At 72.1% G+C, this 15,002-nt stretch carries 16 protein-coding genes; 11 read left to right on the top strand and 5 right to left on the bottom strand.

Going from position 1 to position 15,002, the window contains the following annotated elements; all coding sequences use genetic code 11:
* The first annotated feature begins 18 nt into the window (after positions 1-18).
* From BLR05_RS09270 to BLR05_RS09260, 3 genes are all read left to right on the top strand, one after another.
* A complete protein-coding gene (locus BLR05_RS09270; RefSeq protein WP_167361226.1) occupies positions 19-678 on the top strand; it encodes a glycine zipper family protein in 660 nt (219 codons plus the stop codon).
* Positions 679-724: 46 nt separating this feature from the next.
* A complete protein-coding gene (locus tag BLR05_RS09265) occupies positions 725-1,579 on the top strand; it encodes a pseudouridine synthase (protein WP_092833948.1) in 855 nt (284 codons plus the stop codon).
* Positions 1,580-1,818: 239 nt separating this feature from the next.
* Complete coding sequence (locus tag BLR05_RS09260; protein ID WP_092833946.1) at positions 1,819-2,436, top strand: MgtC/SapB family protein; 618 nt, start codon at positions 1,819-1,821, stop codon at positions 2,434-2,436.
* A gap of 58 nt (positions 2,437-2,494) precedes the next feature.
* On the opposite strand, the gene soxR is transcribed toward BLR05_RS09260, so the two are convergent.
* A complete protein-coding gene (soxR, locus tag BLR05_RS09255; RefSeq protein WP_279616006.1) occupies positions 2,495-3,073 on the bottom strand; it encodes a redox-sensitive transcriptional activator SoxR in 579 nt (192 codons plus the stop codon).
* 132 nt (positions 3,074-3,205) lie between these two features.
* Here soxR and BLR05_RS09250 point away from each other — a divergent pair, with 132 nt between their 5' ends.
* The 3 genes from BLR05_RS09250 to BLR05_RS09240 all read left to right on the top strand — a co-directional run bounded on the left by BLR05_RS09250 (position 3,206) and on the right by BLR05_RS09240 (position 5,348).
* Complete coding sequence (locus BLR05_RS09250; RefSeq protein ID WP_092833944.1) at positions 3,206-3,658, top strand: RidA family protein; 453 nt, start codon at positions 3,206-3,208, stop codon at positions 3,656-3,658.
* Positions 3,659-3,739: 81 nt separating this feature from the next.
* Positions 3,740-4,975: an MFS transporter gene (locus BLR05_RS09245; RefSeq protein WP_092834086.1), complete on the top strand. Its 1,236-nt coding sequence runs from the start codon at positions 3,740-3,742 to the stop codon at positions 4,973-4,975.
* A gap of 130 nt (positions 4,976-5,105) precedes the next feature.
* A complete protein-coding gene (locus BLR05_RS09240; RefSeq protein ID WP_092833942.1) occupies positions 5,106-5,348 on the top strand; it encodes a hypothetical protein in 243 nt (80 codons plus the stop codon).
* Between the two features lie 43 nt (positions 5,349-5,391).
* Here BLR05_RS09240 and BLR05_RS09235 read toward each other — a convergent pair whose 3' ends face one another.
* Positions 5,392-6,162, bottom strand: coding sequence for an IclR family transcriptional regulator (locus BLR05_RS09235; RefSeq protein ID WP_092833940.1), 771 nt, complete (start codon positions 6,160-6,162; stop codon positions 5,392-5,394).
* 396 nt (positions 6,163-6,558) lie between these two features.
* On the opposite strand from BLR05_RS09235, the gene BLR05_RS09230 reads away from it, so the two are divergent.
* On the top strand, positions 6,559-7,626 hold the full coding sequence (locus BLR05_RS09230) for a porin (protein WP_092833938.1): 1,068 nt from the start codon (positions 6,559-6,561) through the stop codon (positions 7,624-7,626).
* A 113-nt stretch (positions 7,627-7,739) separates the two neighbouring features.
* On the opposite strand, the gene ylqF is transcribed toward BLR05_RS09230, so the two are convergent.
* A complete protein-coding gene (gene ylqF, locus BLR05_RS09225; protein WP_092833937.1) occupies positions 7,740-8,708 on the bottom strand; it encodes a ribosome biogenesis GTPase YlqF in 969 nt (322 codons plus the stop codon).
* 127 nt (positions 8,709-8,835) lie between these two features.
* Between ylqF and BLR05_RS09220 the strand changes: the two genes are divergently transcribed.
* From BLR05_RS09220 to BLR05_RS09210, 3 genes are all read left to right on the top strand, one after another.
* Positions 8,836-9,087 carry a hypothetical protein gene (locus BLR05_RS09220; protein ID WP_092833935.1) on the top strand — a complete coding sequence of 84 codons (252 nt, stop codon included), beginning with the start codon at positions 8,836-8,838 and terminating at the stop codon, positions 9,085-9,087.
* Positions 9,088-9,131: 44 nt separating this feature from the next.
* A complete protein-coding gene (locus BLR05_RS09215; RefSeq protein ID WP_092834084.1) occupies positions 9,132-9,362 on the top strand; it encodes an oxidoreductase-like domain-containing protein in 231 nt (76 codons plus the stop codon).
* A 93-nt stretch (positions 9,363-9,455) separates the two neighbouring features.
* The gene (locus BLR05_RS09210; protein WP_092833934.1) at positions 9,456-10,721 is read left to right on the top strand and encodes a GAF domain-containing sensor histidine kinase; all 1,266 of its coding nucleotides are present in this window, start codon (positions 9,456-9,458) and stop codon (positions 10,719-10,721) included.
* Positions 10,722-10,736: 15 nt separating this feature from the next.
* Here BLR05_RS09210 and BLR05_RS09205 read toward each other — a convergent pair whose 3' ends face one another.
* Positions 10,737-11,372, bottom strand: a complete 636-nt coding sequence (locus BLR05_RS09205; protein WP_092833932.1) for a LysE family translocator — start codon at positions 11,370-11,372, stop codon at positions 10,737-10,739.
* Between the two features lie 133 nt (positions 11,373-11,505).
* Between BLR05_RS09205 and BLR05_RS09200 the strand changes: the two genes are divergently transcribed.
* Positions 11,506-13,218, top strand: coding sequence for a thiamine pyrophosphate-binding protein (locus BLR05_RS09200; protein WP_192883780.1), 1,713 nt, complete (start codon positions 11,506-11,508; stop codon positions 13,216-13,218).
* Positions 13,219-13,228: 10 nt separating this feature from the next.
* Here the strand turns inward: BLR05_RS09200 and gshA are convergent, their stop codons facing one another.
* A complete protein-coding gene (gshA, locus tag BLR05_RS09195) occupies positions 13,229-14,785 on the bottom strand; it encodes a glutamate--cysteine ligase (protein ID WP_092833930.1) in 1,557 nt (518 codons plus the stop codon).
* Between the last annotated feature and the right edge of the window lie 217 nt (positions 14,786-15,002).

Genomic DNA, 15,002 nt, shown 5'->3' with positions numbered 1-15,002 from the left:
CCGCCCGAGGAGCCCCACATGCCCGCGATCCACCCCCTCCTCCCCGTCCGCAAGAGCCCTGCACGCCTGGCTTGCACCAGCCTGCTGGCGGCCGCGCTGGCGCTCGCGGGATGCGCCAGCACGGTGCCGGCGCCCTCCAGCGCGGATCCGGCCGAGGTGCAGCGCCATGCGGCCGACCTGGCCGAATGCCAGCGCTACGCGCAGCAGATCGGCGTGGTGATCGAGACGCTGGACGGGATGGTGACCGGCGCCCTGGTGCTGGCGTCCCTCGCCTGGTCCGCGGGCGGCAGCCACGATGCGGTGCGCGACTGGGCCGTGGCGGGCGGCGCGCTCGGGGCCACCCAGGGCCTGAAGCCGCTGGAGCGACGGCGCCGCGCGGTGGACAGCTGCATGCAGGCGCGCGGCCATGCGGCCGGGCCCTACCCCGCTGCGCCGCTCCCGCCCCCGCCCGCCGAACCTGCTCCCGGCACGGTGACGGGCCCCGCGCTGCCCGCCATCGCGCTGGGGGTGGACAGTTTCAGCGCCCAGCAACTGGCGCGCGCCCAGGCCTGCAGCGCCCGGCCGGTCGCGGCGCTGGCGGCCAAGGGGCCGGGCTTCGAGACCTATACCGTGGCCTGTGACAGCGGCGATGCGCTGGCGATCCGCTGCGAGTTCGGCAACTGCCGCGTGCTGCGCTGAGCGGCCACGCGGCGTTCCGGACGCGCCCGGGTATGCTGCGCCCCCGATGCCGCCTCCGACCACCCCCCGACACCCGCCCCTGGCCATCCTCCGGCAGGACGACGACCTCGTCGCCGTGTACAAGCCCGCCGGCTGGCTGGTGCACCGCACGGGGCTCGACGCGGGCGAGACCCGCTTCGTGATGCAGGCGTTGCGCGACCAGTTGGGCCGCCGCGTGTATCCAGTTCACCGGCTCGACAAGGGCACTTGCGGGGTGCTGGTGATGGGGCTGCACGCGGACGCGGCCCGCGCGCTGTCGCAGGCTTTCGAGCAGCACCGGGTGGACAAGCGCTACCTGGCCCTGGTGCGCGGGCATGCGCCGGACCAGGCCATGGTGGACCATGCCCTGCGGCCGGACGACGCACCGCCCGATGCCGCCGTGCAGCCGGCCCGCACGGCGCTGCGCTGCCTCGCCCGGCTGGAGTGGCCCGAGGCCAGCGACGCGCGCTTTGCCACGACGCGGGCCTCGCTGGTGGAAGCGCTGCCGGAAACCGGCCGCCGCCACCAGATCCGCCGGCACCTCAAGCACATCGCCCATCCGATCCTGGGCGATGCCACCCACGGCAAGGGACCGCTGAACCGCTGGTGGGCGCAGCGGCTGGGCCTGCAGCGGCTCTGGCTGCACGCGTGGCGGCTGGAACTGCCGCATCCGGCGACGGGCGAGACGGTGGTAGTGGACAGCAGCCTGTACGGCGGGCCGCTGCCCGGCACGACGGCGGCTGCGGCGGCCGGGGCGGAGCATGCGGACCATGCCGACCGGGCGAATGTGCAGGCGGCTTCGCCCGACCTGCACGATTGGCAGGCACACGTCCTCAGCCTCGACTGGATACCCTGCGGCGATGCGGCCGCCCGGGAACGCTGACGCCGGGATCCACTGGAGGACGCGCATGCCGGAGCCGGCAGCACGGCCTTGACAGCGTCCGGGTAGGCGCCGTCCTACCTGCTGTCGCGACGGGTGCTGCCCGCATGGCCGCTGCCCGCAGCGCACAGTCGGGACCACTTCCGGAGACATGACACCGCCATGCACAGCACGACACCCCGACGCCCGGCCTGCCGGCCCATCCTGGCATATGCCGGCGGATGCCGGGACGGAGATCCCGCATGACGGACTGGTGGAGCGTGATCCTGGCCACGGTGGCCGGCGAATTCTCCGACCTGCCCGACCTGGAGCAGGCCACGCGCATCGTGGTGCGCCTGGGCATGGCCGGTCTGCTGGGCGGGCTGCTGGGCTGGGAGCGCGAGCACCGCGGCAAGGCCGCCGGGGTGCGCACGCACATGCTGGTGTCGATGGGCGCGGCGCTGTTCGTGCTGGTGGCCGAGCAGGAAGGCATTGCGCCTGCGGACAACAGCCGCGTGCTGCAGGGCATCATTGCGGGCGTGGGCTTCCTGGGCGCGGGCACCATCCTCAAGAGCGACGGCGCGCACCAGATCCGCGGGCTGACCACCGCCGCCGGCATCTGGCTCACCGCGGCGATCGGCGTGGCGGCCGGCCTGGGCCGCGAGGCGACCGCGGTGCTCAGCACGCTGCTGGCGCTGCTGGTGCTGGCCGCGGAACCGCTGGCACAGCGGCTGCTGCACCGGCGCGGCGCCCCCGGCGATGGGGGCAGGACGGCTGCCGCCGAGCGCCATGCCGCGGCCGGCCCGCGTTCACCCTCGCCGGCATCGGACCCCGGCAGCGAGACGGGCTCCACCGGCGGCGGACCGCCCCACGCATCCTGAAGCATCCGCCCGCTGCACCGCGCAGGCGGGTACTGCAGGCAGCCGTGGCTCCGGGCCTTCAGCGTGCCTGCCGCCGCGCGGCCGGATCGGCGGAGAAATGCGGCCCCGCGCCGGACGCCCCCAGGGCGTCGTCCGGATTGCGCAGCGGGCAGGCGCGCAGGGACAGGCAGCCGCAGCCAATGCAGCCGTCGAGCTGGTCGCGCAGGCGCGTGAGCGTGGCGATGCGTTCGTCGAGTTCCGCGCGCCAGGCCGCCGACAGCCGCCGCCAGTCGGCCACGGTCGGCGTACGGCCCTCGGGCAGGGCCTGCAGGGCGTCCGCGATCGTCGCGAGCGGCAGCCCCATGCGCTGCGCGATCTTGATGACGGCCACGCGCCGCAGCACGGAACGGGGATAGCGGCGCTGGTTGCCGGCGCTGCGCACGCTGGCGATGAGGCCCTTGGATTCGTAGAAATGCAGGGCCGACACGGCCAGCCCGCTGCGTTCGGCGACCTCGCCCACGGTGAGTTCGGGAACGTCGGCACGGCCGGCCCGCCGCGAAGGGAGCGTGTGGGTCAGGGATGGCGCCACGGATGCGGCGGGAGTGTCGGCCGGAGCCGAAGGAGCGGAAGTCGGGGCGCTGCGGGAGGCGGGCGGCATGGAGCGGTAGCGGGAATCGGCGGGGGTGGAAAAAAAGCGGTTGACCTCAAGTCTAGTTGAGGTTCGATACTGCAGGGCATGCGTTCGCCGGCCTGCCGGGCAGGCGTCCTTTTTCCATCCAGAGGCTTTCACATGACTTCCCACGCACCTGCCCAGACCTCCTCCACCGCCGCCCGCCCCGTGCTGTCGTTCGCCAATCCGGCCGGTCTCTACGACCCCGCGCCGAACGGCTATTCCCACCTGGCCATCGTGCAGGGACCCGCCCGTACCATCCACGTGGCCGGCCAGGGCGGGGAGGATGCGGAGGGCCGGCTGGCCGAGGGTTTCGATGCCCAGGTGCGCCAGGCGCTGGACAACCTCTGCACCGCGCTGGCCGCGGCGGGCGCGGCGCCGCGAGACGTCGCCCGCCTCACGGTGCTGGTGGTGGACCACTCCGAAGAGCGGCTCCACTCCTTCGGCGCGGCCCTGCAGGCCTGCTGGGCCGGCGCGACCCTGCCGGCCTGCACGCTGATTCCCGTGCCACGCCTCGCGCTCGATGGCATGCTGTTCGAAATCGACGCCATGGCGGTGCTGCCGGCGGCGTGACTGCGCCTGTCGCCTGCCCGCGGGCCGCGACGCCGCGGTGCCCCATGCCTTCGCCCTTCCCTGTTGACCGATTCGCCTGCCATGCCATCCAGCTCCCCTTCCACCCACGCGGGCAGCACCCCGCACACCCAGGCCCCCGCCGGCCTGTCCACGCCCGTCCTGCTCCTCATGGCCACGGCCTGCGGCCTGTGCGCCGGGGCCAACTACGTCAACCAGCCCCTGCTGCATTCGATCGCGGTGCAGCTGGGCGTGAGCGAATCCCGCGCCGCGTTCACGGTGACCATCGCCCAGGTGTCGTATGCAGCAGGTTTGCTGCTGCTGGTGCCGCTCGGCGACAAGCTGGAACGGCGGCGCCTGGTGGTGGCGCTGATGGCGCTGGCCGCCTGCGGGCTGTTCCTGAGCGGCTTCGCGGGCAGTTTCGGTGCGCTGGCCGCCGGCACGCTGATGACGGGGCTGTTCTCGGTGGCCGCGCAGGTGCTGGTGCCGATGGCGGCGGCGCTGGCCGCGCCGGGGCGCAGCGGCCGCGCGGTGGGACTGGTGATGAGCGGCCTGCTGGTGGGCATCCTGGCGGCGCGCAGCGTGGCGGGCCTGCTGTCGGGCGTGGGCGGGTGGAGCCTGGTGTACCGCGTGGGCGGCATCGCGATCCTGGCGGTGGCGCTGGCGCTGTGGTTCGTGCTGCCGGCGCTGCGCACGCCCAACCCGCCCAGCTACGCGCAGGTGCTGCGTTCGCTGGCCACGCTTGCGCGGCAGCACCCCCGGCTGCGCAGCCGGGCCCTGCTGGGCGGCCTGTCTTTCGGCTCGGTGAGCGTGCTGTTTTCCACGATGGCGCTGATGCTGGCCGGGCCGGCGCACCGGCTGGGCGATGCGCAGATCGGGCTGGTGGGCCTGGCGGGCGTGGCCGGCGCGCTCATGGCCAACTGGGCGGGCCGCATGGCCGACCGCGGCCGCGAGCAGTGGACCACCCGCGCATCGGTACTGCTGCTGGCGGCCAGCTGGGGCGCGCTGTGGCTGGGCGGCACCAGCCTGCCGTGGTTCCTCGTGGGGGTGCTGGCGATCGACCTGGCCCTGCAGGGCGTGCACATCAGCAACCAGAACGTGATCTACGCCCTGGCGCCGCAGGCGCGCTCGCGGCTCAACGCCGTGTACATGACGACCTACTTCGCCGGTGCCGCCCTGGGTTCCGCGCTGGGTTCGGCGGCATGGCAGCACGGCGGCTGGGGCGCCACCTGCGCCATCGGCCTGACGGTGGCGGGTGCGAACTGCGCCGCGATGTGGCACGACGCCCGGCTGGCCCGGCGGGCGGCCCGCCACAGATGAGCACGGGCGCGCACTGGCGGCGTGGTCCGACACGGCGTCCCCCGGCCGGGCCGGTGTAATGGCATTTCAGAAGGCCCCGCACGCCGCGCGGCCGGCCCACCCAACCATGCATTGCGAGGAGGACCGACCCATGCACGCAGAACACGCGACCATCCACGGCGAAGTGACCTACCGCGAGGGCGACGGCATGCCCATCGCCATTCCCGAAGGCCCGGTGGAACTCACCCATGCGGACGACAGCGTCACGCTGAGCTGGAAGGAACAGGATGAAAACGCGGCGGGCGTCGCCGCCCTGCCCCGCCATGAATTCGACCGCTATGTGAAGGAAGGCAAGATCGTCACCGAAGGCGGCACGGGGGACAGCGGCGGCTGATCGCCCTCACGACCGCACCGGGGGCCCATGCGCCCCGATCCCTTCAGCGGATCGACAGGGCCTCCGCAGCCTGCGCCAATTGCTCGCGCGCGGCCTGCAGGTCGGCTTCCAGTGGCCGGTCCAGGCGGCGGATGAAGGGGCAGGTCAGCACCGCCAGCGCCTGGCCCTGCGGCCCGCACACGGGCATGGAGATGTCGATCACGCCGAAGGCCTGCTGGCTGTCGCCCTGCCACCAACCCTGGGTGCGGACATGCTCCAGGATGGTGTGCAGTTCCGCCGGCTGCATCGGCGTTTCGCCCTCGGCCCCCTGCAGGGCCTGGTGCTCGGCCAGCATTTCGGCGCGGCGCTGCTCGGTCTGGAAAGCCAGCATCACGTGGCCCGAGCCGGTGTCGATCAGGCTCACCCGCACGCCCAGCCGGATCGACAGGCCCCAGTTGCCCGGCCCGTTGACCTGGGCCACCACCGTGATGCCCCCCCGGTTATAGACGCCCAGGTGGCAGGACTGCTGCGCCGCCGTGGCGAAGCCTTCCATGACCGGCAGGGCCTGGGACACCATGCGTTCCATGGGCGGATGGCTGTGCCCCAGCACGAAGAGCTTGAGGCTGAGCGCGTAGCGGTCGCCCTGCGGTGAGCGGGTGACGTAGTCGCGCGCCACCAGCCGCTCGAGCATGCGGTAGATCTCGCCCGGACTGCGTCCCATGGCCTTGACGATCTCGGCGCGGGTCAGGCCATGGGGCTGGCCGGCCAGCAGCTCGAGGATGTCCAGCCCCTTGTCCAGGGCGGGAGCACGGTAGCGATCGGTGTCTTCTGTCATGTCGGGGAATGGGGATGGGACGGCCCGTGCCGCGAGGGCCCCGGTGGCGCGCTGGTGCGCTGGTGCGCATTCTCCAGGCAATCGCGCGGCGAGATGCATGGCAATTTGCCGTGGCAGCGTCGCCACGGCAGCAGGGTATCCCCTCATTGGCGCTGGAGCCTGCTCGTTTTTACATTGTTCTCCAATGAATTAACAGTTCATATATGAACTTGGCAACGGAGCCCTACCAGGGCCCCGCGGCCAGCCGCTGCCCGTGGGGGCGGTGGCTCCAAGGCTTCCGGCGCGATGCCCCGTGCCCGGAACAGCCGGCGCGGATGCGCGCCACGGGTGGGCGACTGCCGGGCATGGCCCGGTTTCCTTTCGATCAGCAAAGTTACTACAACGGAGATAAACGCTGTGAATACGCATTCCAAGACAACCCTGGCGGCCGCGGCCGCGCTGCTGGCCGCGGCCGGCACGCTGCCCGGCGCAGCGCACGCGCAGTCCAACGTCACGCTCTATGGCCGCGTGGTCGCGGGCGTGGAATACATCAACAAGATCGCCGACCCCACGACCGGCCAGACCCACTCGCTCACGCGCGCCGCCGACAACCAGTGGGGGACGAGCATGATCGGCTTCCGCGGCAAGGAAGACCTGGGCGGCGGCCTGAGCGCCGTCTTCAACCTGGAGGGCGGCTTCAGCGCCACCAAGGGCACGACCGGCTCCGCGTTCTTCAACCGCCGTTCGCTGGTGGGCCTGAGCAGCGCCAGCTGGGGCACCCTGGTGGTGGGCAAGAACCTCTTCAACAGCAACGACGTGTGGAACATCGATCCCACGGGCCAGCAGTTCATGAGCAGCGCGACGCTGGTGCGCGGCCGCAACTGGCCGGGCGTGAACAACGTCATCGAATACACCACGCCCAATTTCGGCGGATTCACCGCCAACGTGCAGGTGGGCATGGGCGAGCAGCCGGGCTCGAACAAGCAGTTGCGCAACGAAGGCCTGTCGCTGGCCTATGCCGCGAACGACCTCGAAGTGCGCGCCATGCTCAACAGCCGGCGCGATGCGAACGGCAATTACAGCGACGCCTACGCCTATTCCAAGGACGCGATCCTGGGCGGTACCTACCGCATCGGCGCGGCCAAGCTGTTCGCCGCCTACGAAGCCATCTCCGCCCCCGACGCCGCGGCCGGCGCACCCAGCAAGCTCAAGCACGGCTGGCTGGGCGTGCGATACGACGTGACCCCGGCGCTCACCCTGATCGGCGCGGGCTACCGCGTCAGCGCCAACCGGGGCAACGGCAACGCCACGCTGCTGATGGTAGGCGCGGACTACTACCTGTCCAAGCGCACCTTCCTGTACGCATCGCTGGGCGGCGTGAACAACAGCTCCACCGCCAACTACGCGGCCGACGTCACCGTCAACGGCCCGGGCGCCGGCGCATCGCAGCGCGCGATGTATTTCGGCATGGGCCACTCGTTCTGAGGAGCTGCATCCCGGTTTTCCCGTTTCTTTCATTGCGAGCCGGTGGACCGGCATTGGGGCTGCCATGCGGGACATGGCAGCCCTTTTTTCCTGGTCGCCCGCCTGCGCCGTGGTCAGGCGCCTTCGCCGCTTTCGGCGCCGCTGGCGGGCCGACCTCCCTTGCGGCGCGATTCGCGCTCGGCCTTTTTGGCGGCCCGGGCGGCTTCCTGCACCTGCGCCGCGGCGCTCCAGGCCTCGAATTCGGGCGGTGTCTCCAGCGTGATGCGCCCCAGGATGGCACTGCGGAAATCCGTCATCACCAGCTCGGCCGCCTTCTGCAGGTTCACGCGCCCGCCCGACATCACGGCCCCGCGCTTGCGCGCGATCAGCGTGAGCAGTTCGTCGTCGTGCAGCGCCGCGATCCCGGCCGCGTCCAGCCCGAGGCGGTAGCGCGCGTCCAGCAGGGGCGCGTAGTGGCGCTGCAGGTAGGCCAGCAGTGCCAGCGCCACCTCTTCCTCGTCGTAGGCGTTGCGTCCCACCGCGCCGCTCGCGGCGAGCTTGTAGCCGCTCTCCGGGATGGTGATGCGCGGCCAGAGCATGCCGGGCGTATCCCACAGGTAGAAATCGTCGTCCAGCACGATGCGCTGCTCGAGCTTGGTGATGCCGGCCTCGTCGCCGGTCTTCGCCTGGGTCTTGCCGGTGAGCGTGTTGATCAGGGTGGACTTGCCCACGTTGGGAATGCCGCAGATCAGCACGCGCATGGGCTTGGCCATGCCGCCGCGCTGGGGGGCGAGCTGCCGGCAGGCGTCGATCAGGCGGCGGGCCGGCGCGGTGTCGGAAGCATCCAGCCCGATGGCGCGGGTGTCGGGACGGGCGTTGTACCAGTCGAGCCAGGCCGGCGTGCGGGCGGCATCGGCCACGTCCTGCTTGTTCAGGACCTTGAGCGTGGGCCGGTGGCCGGTGAGCTCGGCCAGCAGCGGGTTGGCGCTGGAGCCAGGCAGGCGCGCGTCCAGCAGTTCGATGACGACGTCGATGTCCTTGATGCGCTCGCCGATCGCCTTGCGCGTGGAATGCATGTGGCCGGGAAACCATTGGATGGCCATGGGAGGAACTCAGGTGGTGCGTTGGGAGAAGGGGGATGAAAGGGGTGTCAGCGCAGCCGCACGGATAATCGCGCATCCGGCGCCCTGCCCCGCCCCCGTTGTTCCACCGATTGTCCCAGACCCGCCCATGACCCGCGCCTCCCCCACGCCGCCACCCGCTTCCGAGACCACCCGGCGGCAGGCGTCCGAAATGCTGTTCAAGGGCGTGACCTGCGCGCTCATCGGCATCGTGATCCTGTTGGCGCCCTATTACGCGCGCTCGCTGGGCGTGCGCGACCTCATGGGGCAGATCCACGTGGTCGGCTGGTTCGCGCTCGTGCTCGGGCTGGCCTTCATGGGCCGCTGGGGCTGGCAGCGCTGGCGCGGCGGCCCCCGGTGACCGCACCGCACGGCCCGCAGGCGGACCCGGTGCAACTCGCGCCATTGCGCACCGCCGAAGACGCGGCACGGGCTTTCGCAGGACTGCAGGCGCTGGCGCAGGCCCGCGGCGTGGCGCTGCGGCCACCGCCCGGGCCGCCCACCACCTGCTGCGGCCGCGGCTGCAACGGCTGCGTGTGGGAGGGCTTCTTTGCCGCCGCGCAGTGGTGGTGCGAAGACGCGCAGGCGGCGCTGCCATCCCTCCCGGCCGCCATGCCCGTGGCCCCGGCCGCCTGAGCCGCCACGGCGCGGCCTGCGCGTCGGGGGGCCCGGCAGGCATTTCGCGGCCCCGGGCGCTCTACGGTATTGCTGTCGCGTTATTCTCGGCCCATGCATGCCACCGCGACCCCTGCCGCCCAGCCGGCCGACGCCTCCCTGGAGGGTGTGCATTCCGCCGCCCAGGCCCTGGCGGCCCGCAGCGCGCCGCAGCGCCTGGACGCCGTGGGGGCCACCGGCCTGCTCGACTCTCCTGCGGAACCCGGCTTCGACAGCCTGACGGCGACCACGGCCCGCCTGCTGGGCGCCGCGGCATGCTTCATTTCCGTCGTCGATGGACGGCGCGATTTCTACAAGAGCCAGTCCGGCTTTCCCGAGGCGCTGGCCCGCGCCCGTGAAATGGAGGGCCTGACGTTCTGCCACTTCACGCTGGACAGGGACGATGCGCTGGTGATCCACGACACCCACGCCGAGCCGCAATGGCGCGCCGTGCCCACCGTGGAGAGCCTGGGCGTGCGCGCCTACGTGGGCGTGCCCCTGAAGGCACACGGGCAGAACATCGGCAGCTTCTGCGTGATCGACACGCGCCCCCGCGCCTGGACGGACGACGAACTGGAGACCATCCGCCAGCTGGCCGCCTCCGCGGCGCGCGAGCTGGACCTGCGCACCGCCCTGGCCGCCGCGCAGGAGGCCGCCGCCACGGCGCGCGCCCAGGCGCTGGCGCGCGAACGGGTGCTGGCGGTGGTCGCGCACGACCTGCGCACGCCGCTGCAGGTGCTGCAGCTCAGCGCCACGCGCATCCAGCGCTGCGCGGAGGCGCCGCCGGAGGCCGTGGTGCAGCGCATGCTGTCGGCCGTGGGCATGATGGCCTCGCTGGTGGAAGGCCTGCTCCGGCCGGCCGATTCGGCATCGACCGTGCAGGCCCTGCCGCTGGCCACGCTGGCCAAGGATGCGGTCGAGATGATGGCGCCCATCGCCGAGAAATGCGGCATCGCGCTCCTGCTGGGGCACGTGCCCGACGCGCTGGTGCGCGTGGACTATGGCCAGATGGTGCGGGTGCTGGGCAACCTGATCGGCAATTCGCTGAAATATTCGCCCGAGGGCAGCACGGTGCGCCTGTCCGGCACCTGCAGTTCCCCGCATGCCGCGCGGTCCGTCGAGCTGACGGTGGCGGACAACGGCACGGGCATGGCCGCGGAGGAAGTCGCCCGTGCCTTCGAGCCCGGCTGGCAGGGCGAGACGGCCCGCGCCCGCCAGGACGGGGTCGGCCTGGGCCTGGGCATCGTGAAATCGCTGGTGGAATCGAATCGCGGCCAGGTGCGCATGGAAAGCCGCCCCGGCCAGGGCACTTCCGTCACCATCACCCTGCCGCGCGCCTGAGCGGCGCTCCCGCGCTCAGCGCGAGGCCACCATGCGCAGGCCCAGCGCGATGAAGACCGTGCCCGCGATACGGTCCAGCCACAGTCCGGCGCGCGGCCGGCGCTGCAGCCAGCCGCCGATCGTGCCGGCGAAGCAGCCCAGCAGGCCGAAAAGCACCGCTGCCTGCAGCGTGAACACCAGCCCCAGCACGCCCAGCTGCAGCCCCACCGCCCCCTGCGAGGGCACGACGAACTGCGGCAGGAACGAGAGGAAGAACAGCACGACCTTCGGATTGACCGCGTTCGCCAGCATGCCCCTGGCGAACAGGGCGCGCAGCGGCTGGGCGGCCGGCCCGGCCACGTCGGTGCGCAGGGTGCCGCCGCTGCCGGCATGGCGCAGGGCCTGCACGCCGAGCCACACGAGATAGGCGCCGCCCACCCACTTGAGCACGGTGAATGCGGCCGGAGACGCCGAGATCATCGCGCTCACGCCGAGCACCGCCAGCAGCGTGTGGCTCAGGCAGCCCGCGGCGCAGCCGAGGCCGAAGGCCACGCCCCGGGCCCGCCCCCGCGACATGCCCATGCCGAGCACCATGAGGTTGTCCGGCCCCGGCGTGGCGGTGATGAGGACGGCAGCGAGCAGGAACGCGAGGAGCTGGGCGGCGGTGGGCATCGCGCGATGATACGGGTCCGTCCCGCGGGCCCGCCTGGTGCGCCGGGCCCGGCGGTTCCACACATCGGAACACATACCCTAGGCAGGGCCCGCGCACTGGGCGATAGTGGCGCCTTCCCATTCTTCCCCTTCCATGACCACCCTGCCCCCTTCTCCTTCCGCTCCGGCCGCCGCCACGCTCCGCACCGGCGGCCGGATCCTCGTGGACCAGCTCATCCTGCACGGCGTGCGCCAGCTGTTCTGCGTGCCCGGCGAAAGCTACCTGGCGGTGCTCGACGCGCTGCACGATGCCGACATCGCCGTCACCGTCTGCCGCCAGGAAGGCGGCGCGGCCATGATGGCCGAGGCGCAGGGCAAGCTCACCGGCCGGCCGGGCATCTGCTTCGTCACGCGCGGCCCGGGGGCCACGAATGCCTCGGCCGGCATCCATATCGCGCACCAGGACTCGACCCCGCTGATCGTGTTCGTGGGCCAGGTCGCCCGCGAGGCGCTGGGCCGCGAAGCCTTCCAGGAGCTGGACTATGGCGCCGTGTTCGGCACCATGGCCAAGTGGGTGGTGCAGGTGGACGACGCGCGGCGCCTGCCGGAGCTGCTGTCGCGGGCGTTCCATGTCGCCACCTCGGGCCGGCCCGGGCCGGTGGTGGTGGCCCTGCCGGAAGACATGCTGACCGATGCGGTGCAGGCCGCCGATGCCCTGCCCCATGCGGTGGCCGAGACACATCCCGGCCCGGACGCGCTGGGGGAACTGGCCCGGCGGCTGGCCGCGGCCGAGCGGCCGGTGGCCATCCTGGGCGGCAGCCGCTGGTCGGAAGCCGCGGTGCGCGATTTCACGGCCTTCGCGCAGGCGTGGAGCCTGCCGGTGTACTGCTCGTTCCGCCGGCAGATGCTGTTTCCGGCCAGCCACCGCTGCTACGGTGGCGACCTGGGCCTGGGCGCCAATCCGAAACTGCTGGCGCGCATCCGCGAAAGCGACCTGGTGCTGCTGGTGGGCGGGCGGCTGTCGGAGGTTCCCTCGCAGGGCTATACGCTGCTGGACATTCCCGTGCCGGCGCAGCCCCTGGTCCACGTGCATGCGGATGCCGACGAACTGGGCCGGCTGTACCGCCCGGTGCAGGCCGTCCACGCCACGCCGCAGGCCTTCGCCGCCGCCCTGTCCGCGGTGCGGCCAGAAAGCCCGGTGCGCTGGGCCGCGCATGCCGCCGGGGCACGCGCCGACTACCTGGCCTGGAGCGATCCCGCGCCGATCCGCATTCCGGGCCCGCTGCAGATGGGCGAGGTGATGGGCCACCTGCGCAAGGTGCTGCCGCCGGACACGATCTTCTGCAACGGCGCGGGCAATTTCGCCACCTGGGTGCACCGGTTCTGGCCCTTCACGGCCTTTGCCAGCCAGCTCGCGCCCACCAGCGGCTCCATGGGCTACGGGCTGCCGGCCGGCGTGGGTGCGAAGCGGCTGTGGCCGCAGCGCGAGGTGGTGGTGTTCTCGGGCGACGGCGACTTCCTCATGCACGGGCAGGAGTTCGCCACCGCCGTGCAGTACGGCCTGCCGGTGATCGTGGTGCTGCTGGACAACGGCATGTACGGCACGATCCGCATGCACCAGGAGCGCGAGTACCCCGGGCGGGTGAGCGCCACGCAGCTGCGCAACCCCGACTTCCGCGCCTATGCGCAGGCCTTCGGCGGCCACGGGGAGCGGGTGGAGCGGACGGAGGATTTCGCGCCCGCACTGGCGCGCGCCCGTGCCAGCGGCCTGCCCAGCGTGCTGCACTGCCTGCTGGATGCGGAGGCGATCACGCCCACGGGCACGCTGGCGGGCATCCGCGGCGCGGCGCAGTCGGCCGGCCGCTGACGCGGGGGCCCTACACGGTCTGCGCGAGGGGCGCGCCGGCCGCCGAGGGCATCGCGCCGACGGCCATGTAGCGCTTGCGCCAGCTCTCGAAGTCCAGCGTGTCGGCGGCCTCGATGGCCTTCTGCTCGGCCAGGGACTCGGCGGCCATGCGCTCGTAGCGCGCCTGCTGCTCGCCGCTCCAGGGCTGCTGCAGCAGGGTGTCGCGCGAAGCGCGGGATTGCGCGAGCGTGAAGCCCAGGAAGCTCTGCCCGTCGCCGCCGGCCATGCGCGCGAGCACGCGTGCGGAGGGCGTGGCATCGGGCTGGCGCAGCATCCCCCGCGCCTCTTGCAGAGCCTGCGCATGCGCATCCGTGCCCTGGGCCGCATCCAGCGCGGCGGCGATGGGCGCGCATTCGGACAGGATCTCGGCACCCCATTCCGCCAGCGGCACGCTGCGGCCTCCGCGCTCCAGGCAGAGCCCCGGCTCGCGGCCGCGTTCGGCGGTCAGGTGCTGGTTGCGCTTGAGCGCGGCGATCTCGGCGGGGGTGTCGGGCGGGCTTTCGGACAGCAGGCAGTGCAGCAGGAACATGTCCAGCAGCCGCATGGTCGGCGCCTCGATGCCCACCGGCGCGAACGGATCGAGGTCCATGAGCCGCACCTCCACGTACTCCACGCCGCGGTCGCGCAGCGCGTGCAGCGGGCGTTCGCCGGGGCGCACGGTGCGCTTGGGGCGGATGGTGCCGTAGAACTCGTTCTCGATCTGCAGCAGGCTGGTGCCCAGCTGGTTGTAATCGCCGCCGGGGTTGCGCACGCCCAGGGCCTCGTAGGCGGGATAGGGACGCGTCAGGGCTTCGTGCAGGGAGTCGGCGTAGCCGTCCAGCCCGTTGTAGCTCACGGCCAGCGTGGCCTGGGCATCGCTCTGGTAGCCCAGGCGGCCCATGCGCAGCGAGGTGGCGTGCGGCAGGTAGAGAGAATCCGGCCCCAGGCGCTGCAGGCCGTGCTGGCGGCCCTGCACGAAGCAGTCGCACAGCGCAGGCGATGCGCCGAAGAGGTAGAGCAGCAGGAAGGCCTGGCGCCGGAAGTTGCGGATCAGTCCGAAATACTCGTCGCTCGCGATGCCGGGCATGGACCAGTTGTAGTGGATGCCCGAGATGGTCTGCATGCGGCGGCCGTAGCGGTGCCCCAGGCCCATGCGGTAGATGCTCTTGGCGCGGCCCACGTTGGAGGAGCCGAAGCGCGCCAGAGGGATGGTCTCGTCCGTGGGCAGGCCGCAGGGCATGCTCGATACCCAGAGCATCTCGCCGGACTGCGCCAGGGTGCGCAGCACGAACTGGTGGATCTCGGTCAGTTCCTCGAGGCACTCCTGCACCGAGGTGCGTGCGCCGGTGATGAGTTCGATCTGCGACTCGCTGTAGTCGGTCGTGATGTGCGGATGCGTGAGCGCGGAGCCCAGCGCCGCCGGATGGGGCGTGAGCGCCAGCCCGCCCTCGGCCAGTACGCGCAGGCCCTCCTTCTCGATTCCGCGGCGCATGCCCGCCAGCCGGTTTCCTGGCAGCGCGCGGATTTTCTCCTGCAGTTGGCTCGTCATGGTGCGTCTTTTTTTGTTACCGGTTGGTCCGTGTCGGGACGGAACTTAGCACGGCCGCCACGCTCGCGCTCGCGTCCCGGTCCAAGTCCCTGCTTCGCACCGCCGGACGGCGCTTCGGCCGGATGGCGGCGGCCGCAGCGGCATGCACCGCATCATCGCAGGCGTCGTGGCCAGCCAACGGCGCATGCCTCCGGGGCCTGCGGCGTCCAGCCACCTT

The organism is Paracidovorax cattleyae (assembly GCF_900104515.1).
In the GTDB taxonomy this organism is placed as follows: Bacteria; Pseudomonadota; Gammaproteobacteria; order Burkholderiales; family Burkholderiaceae_C; genus Paracidovorax; species Paracidovorax cattleyae.
Note: the sequence above shows the minus strand (reverse complement) of the source record. Positions and strands in the feature narration are given on the sequence as shown.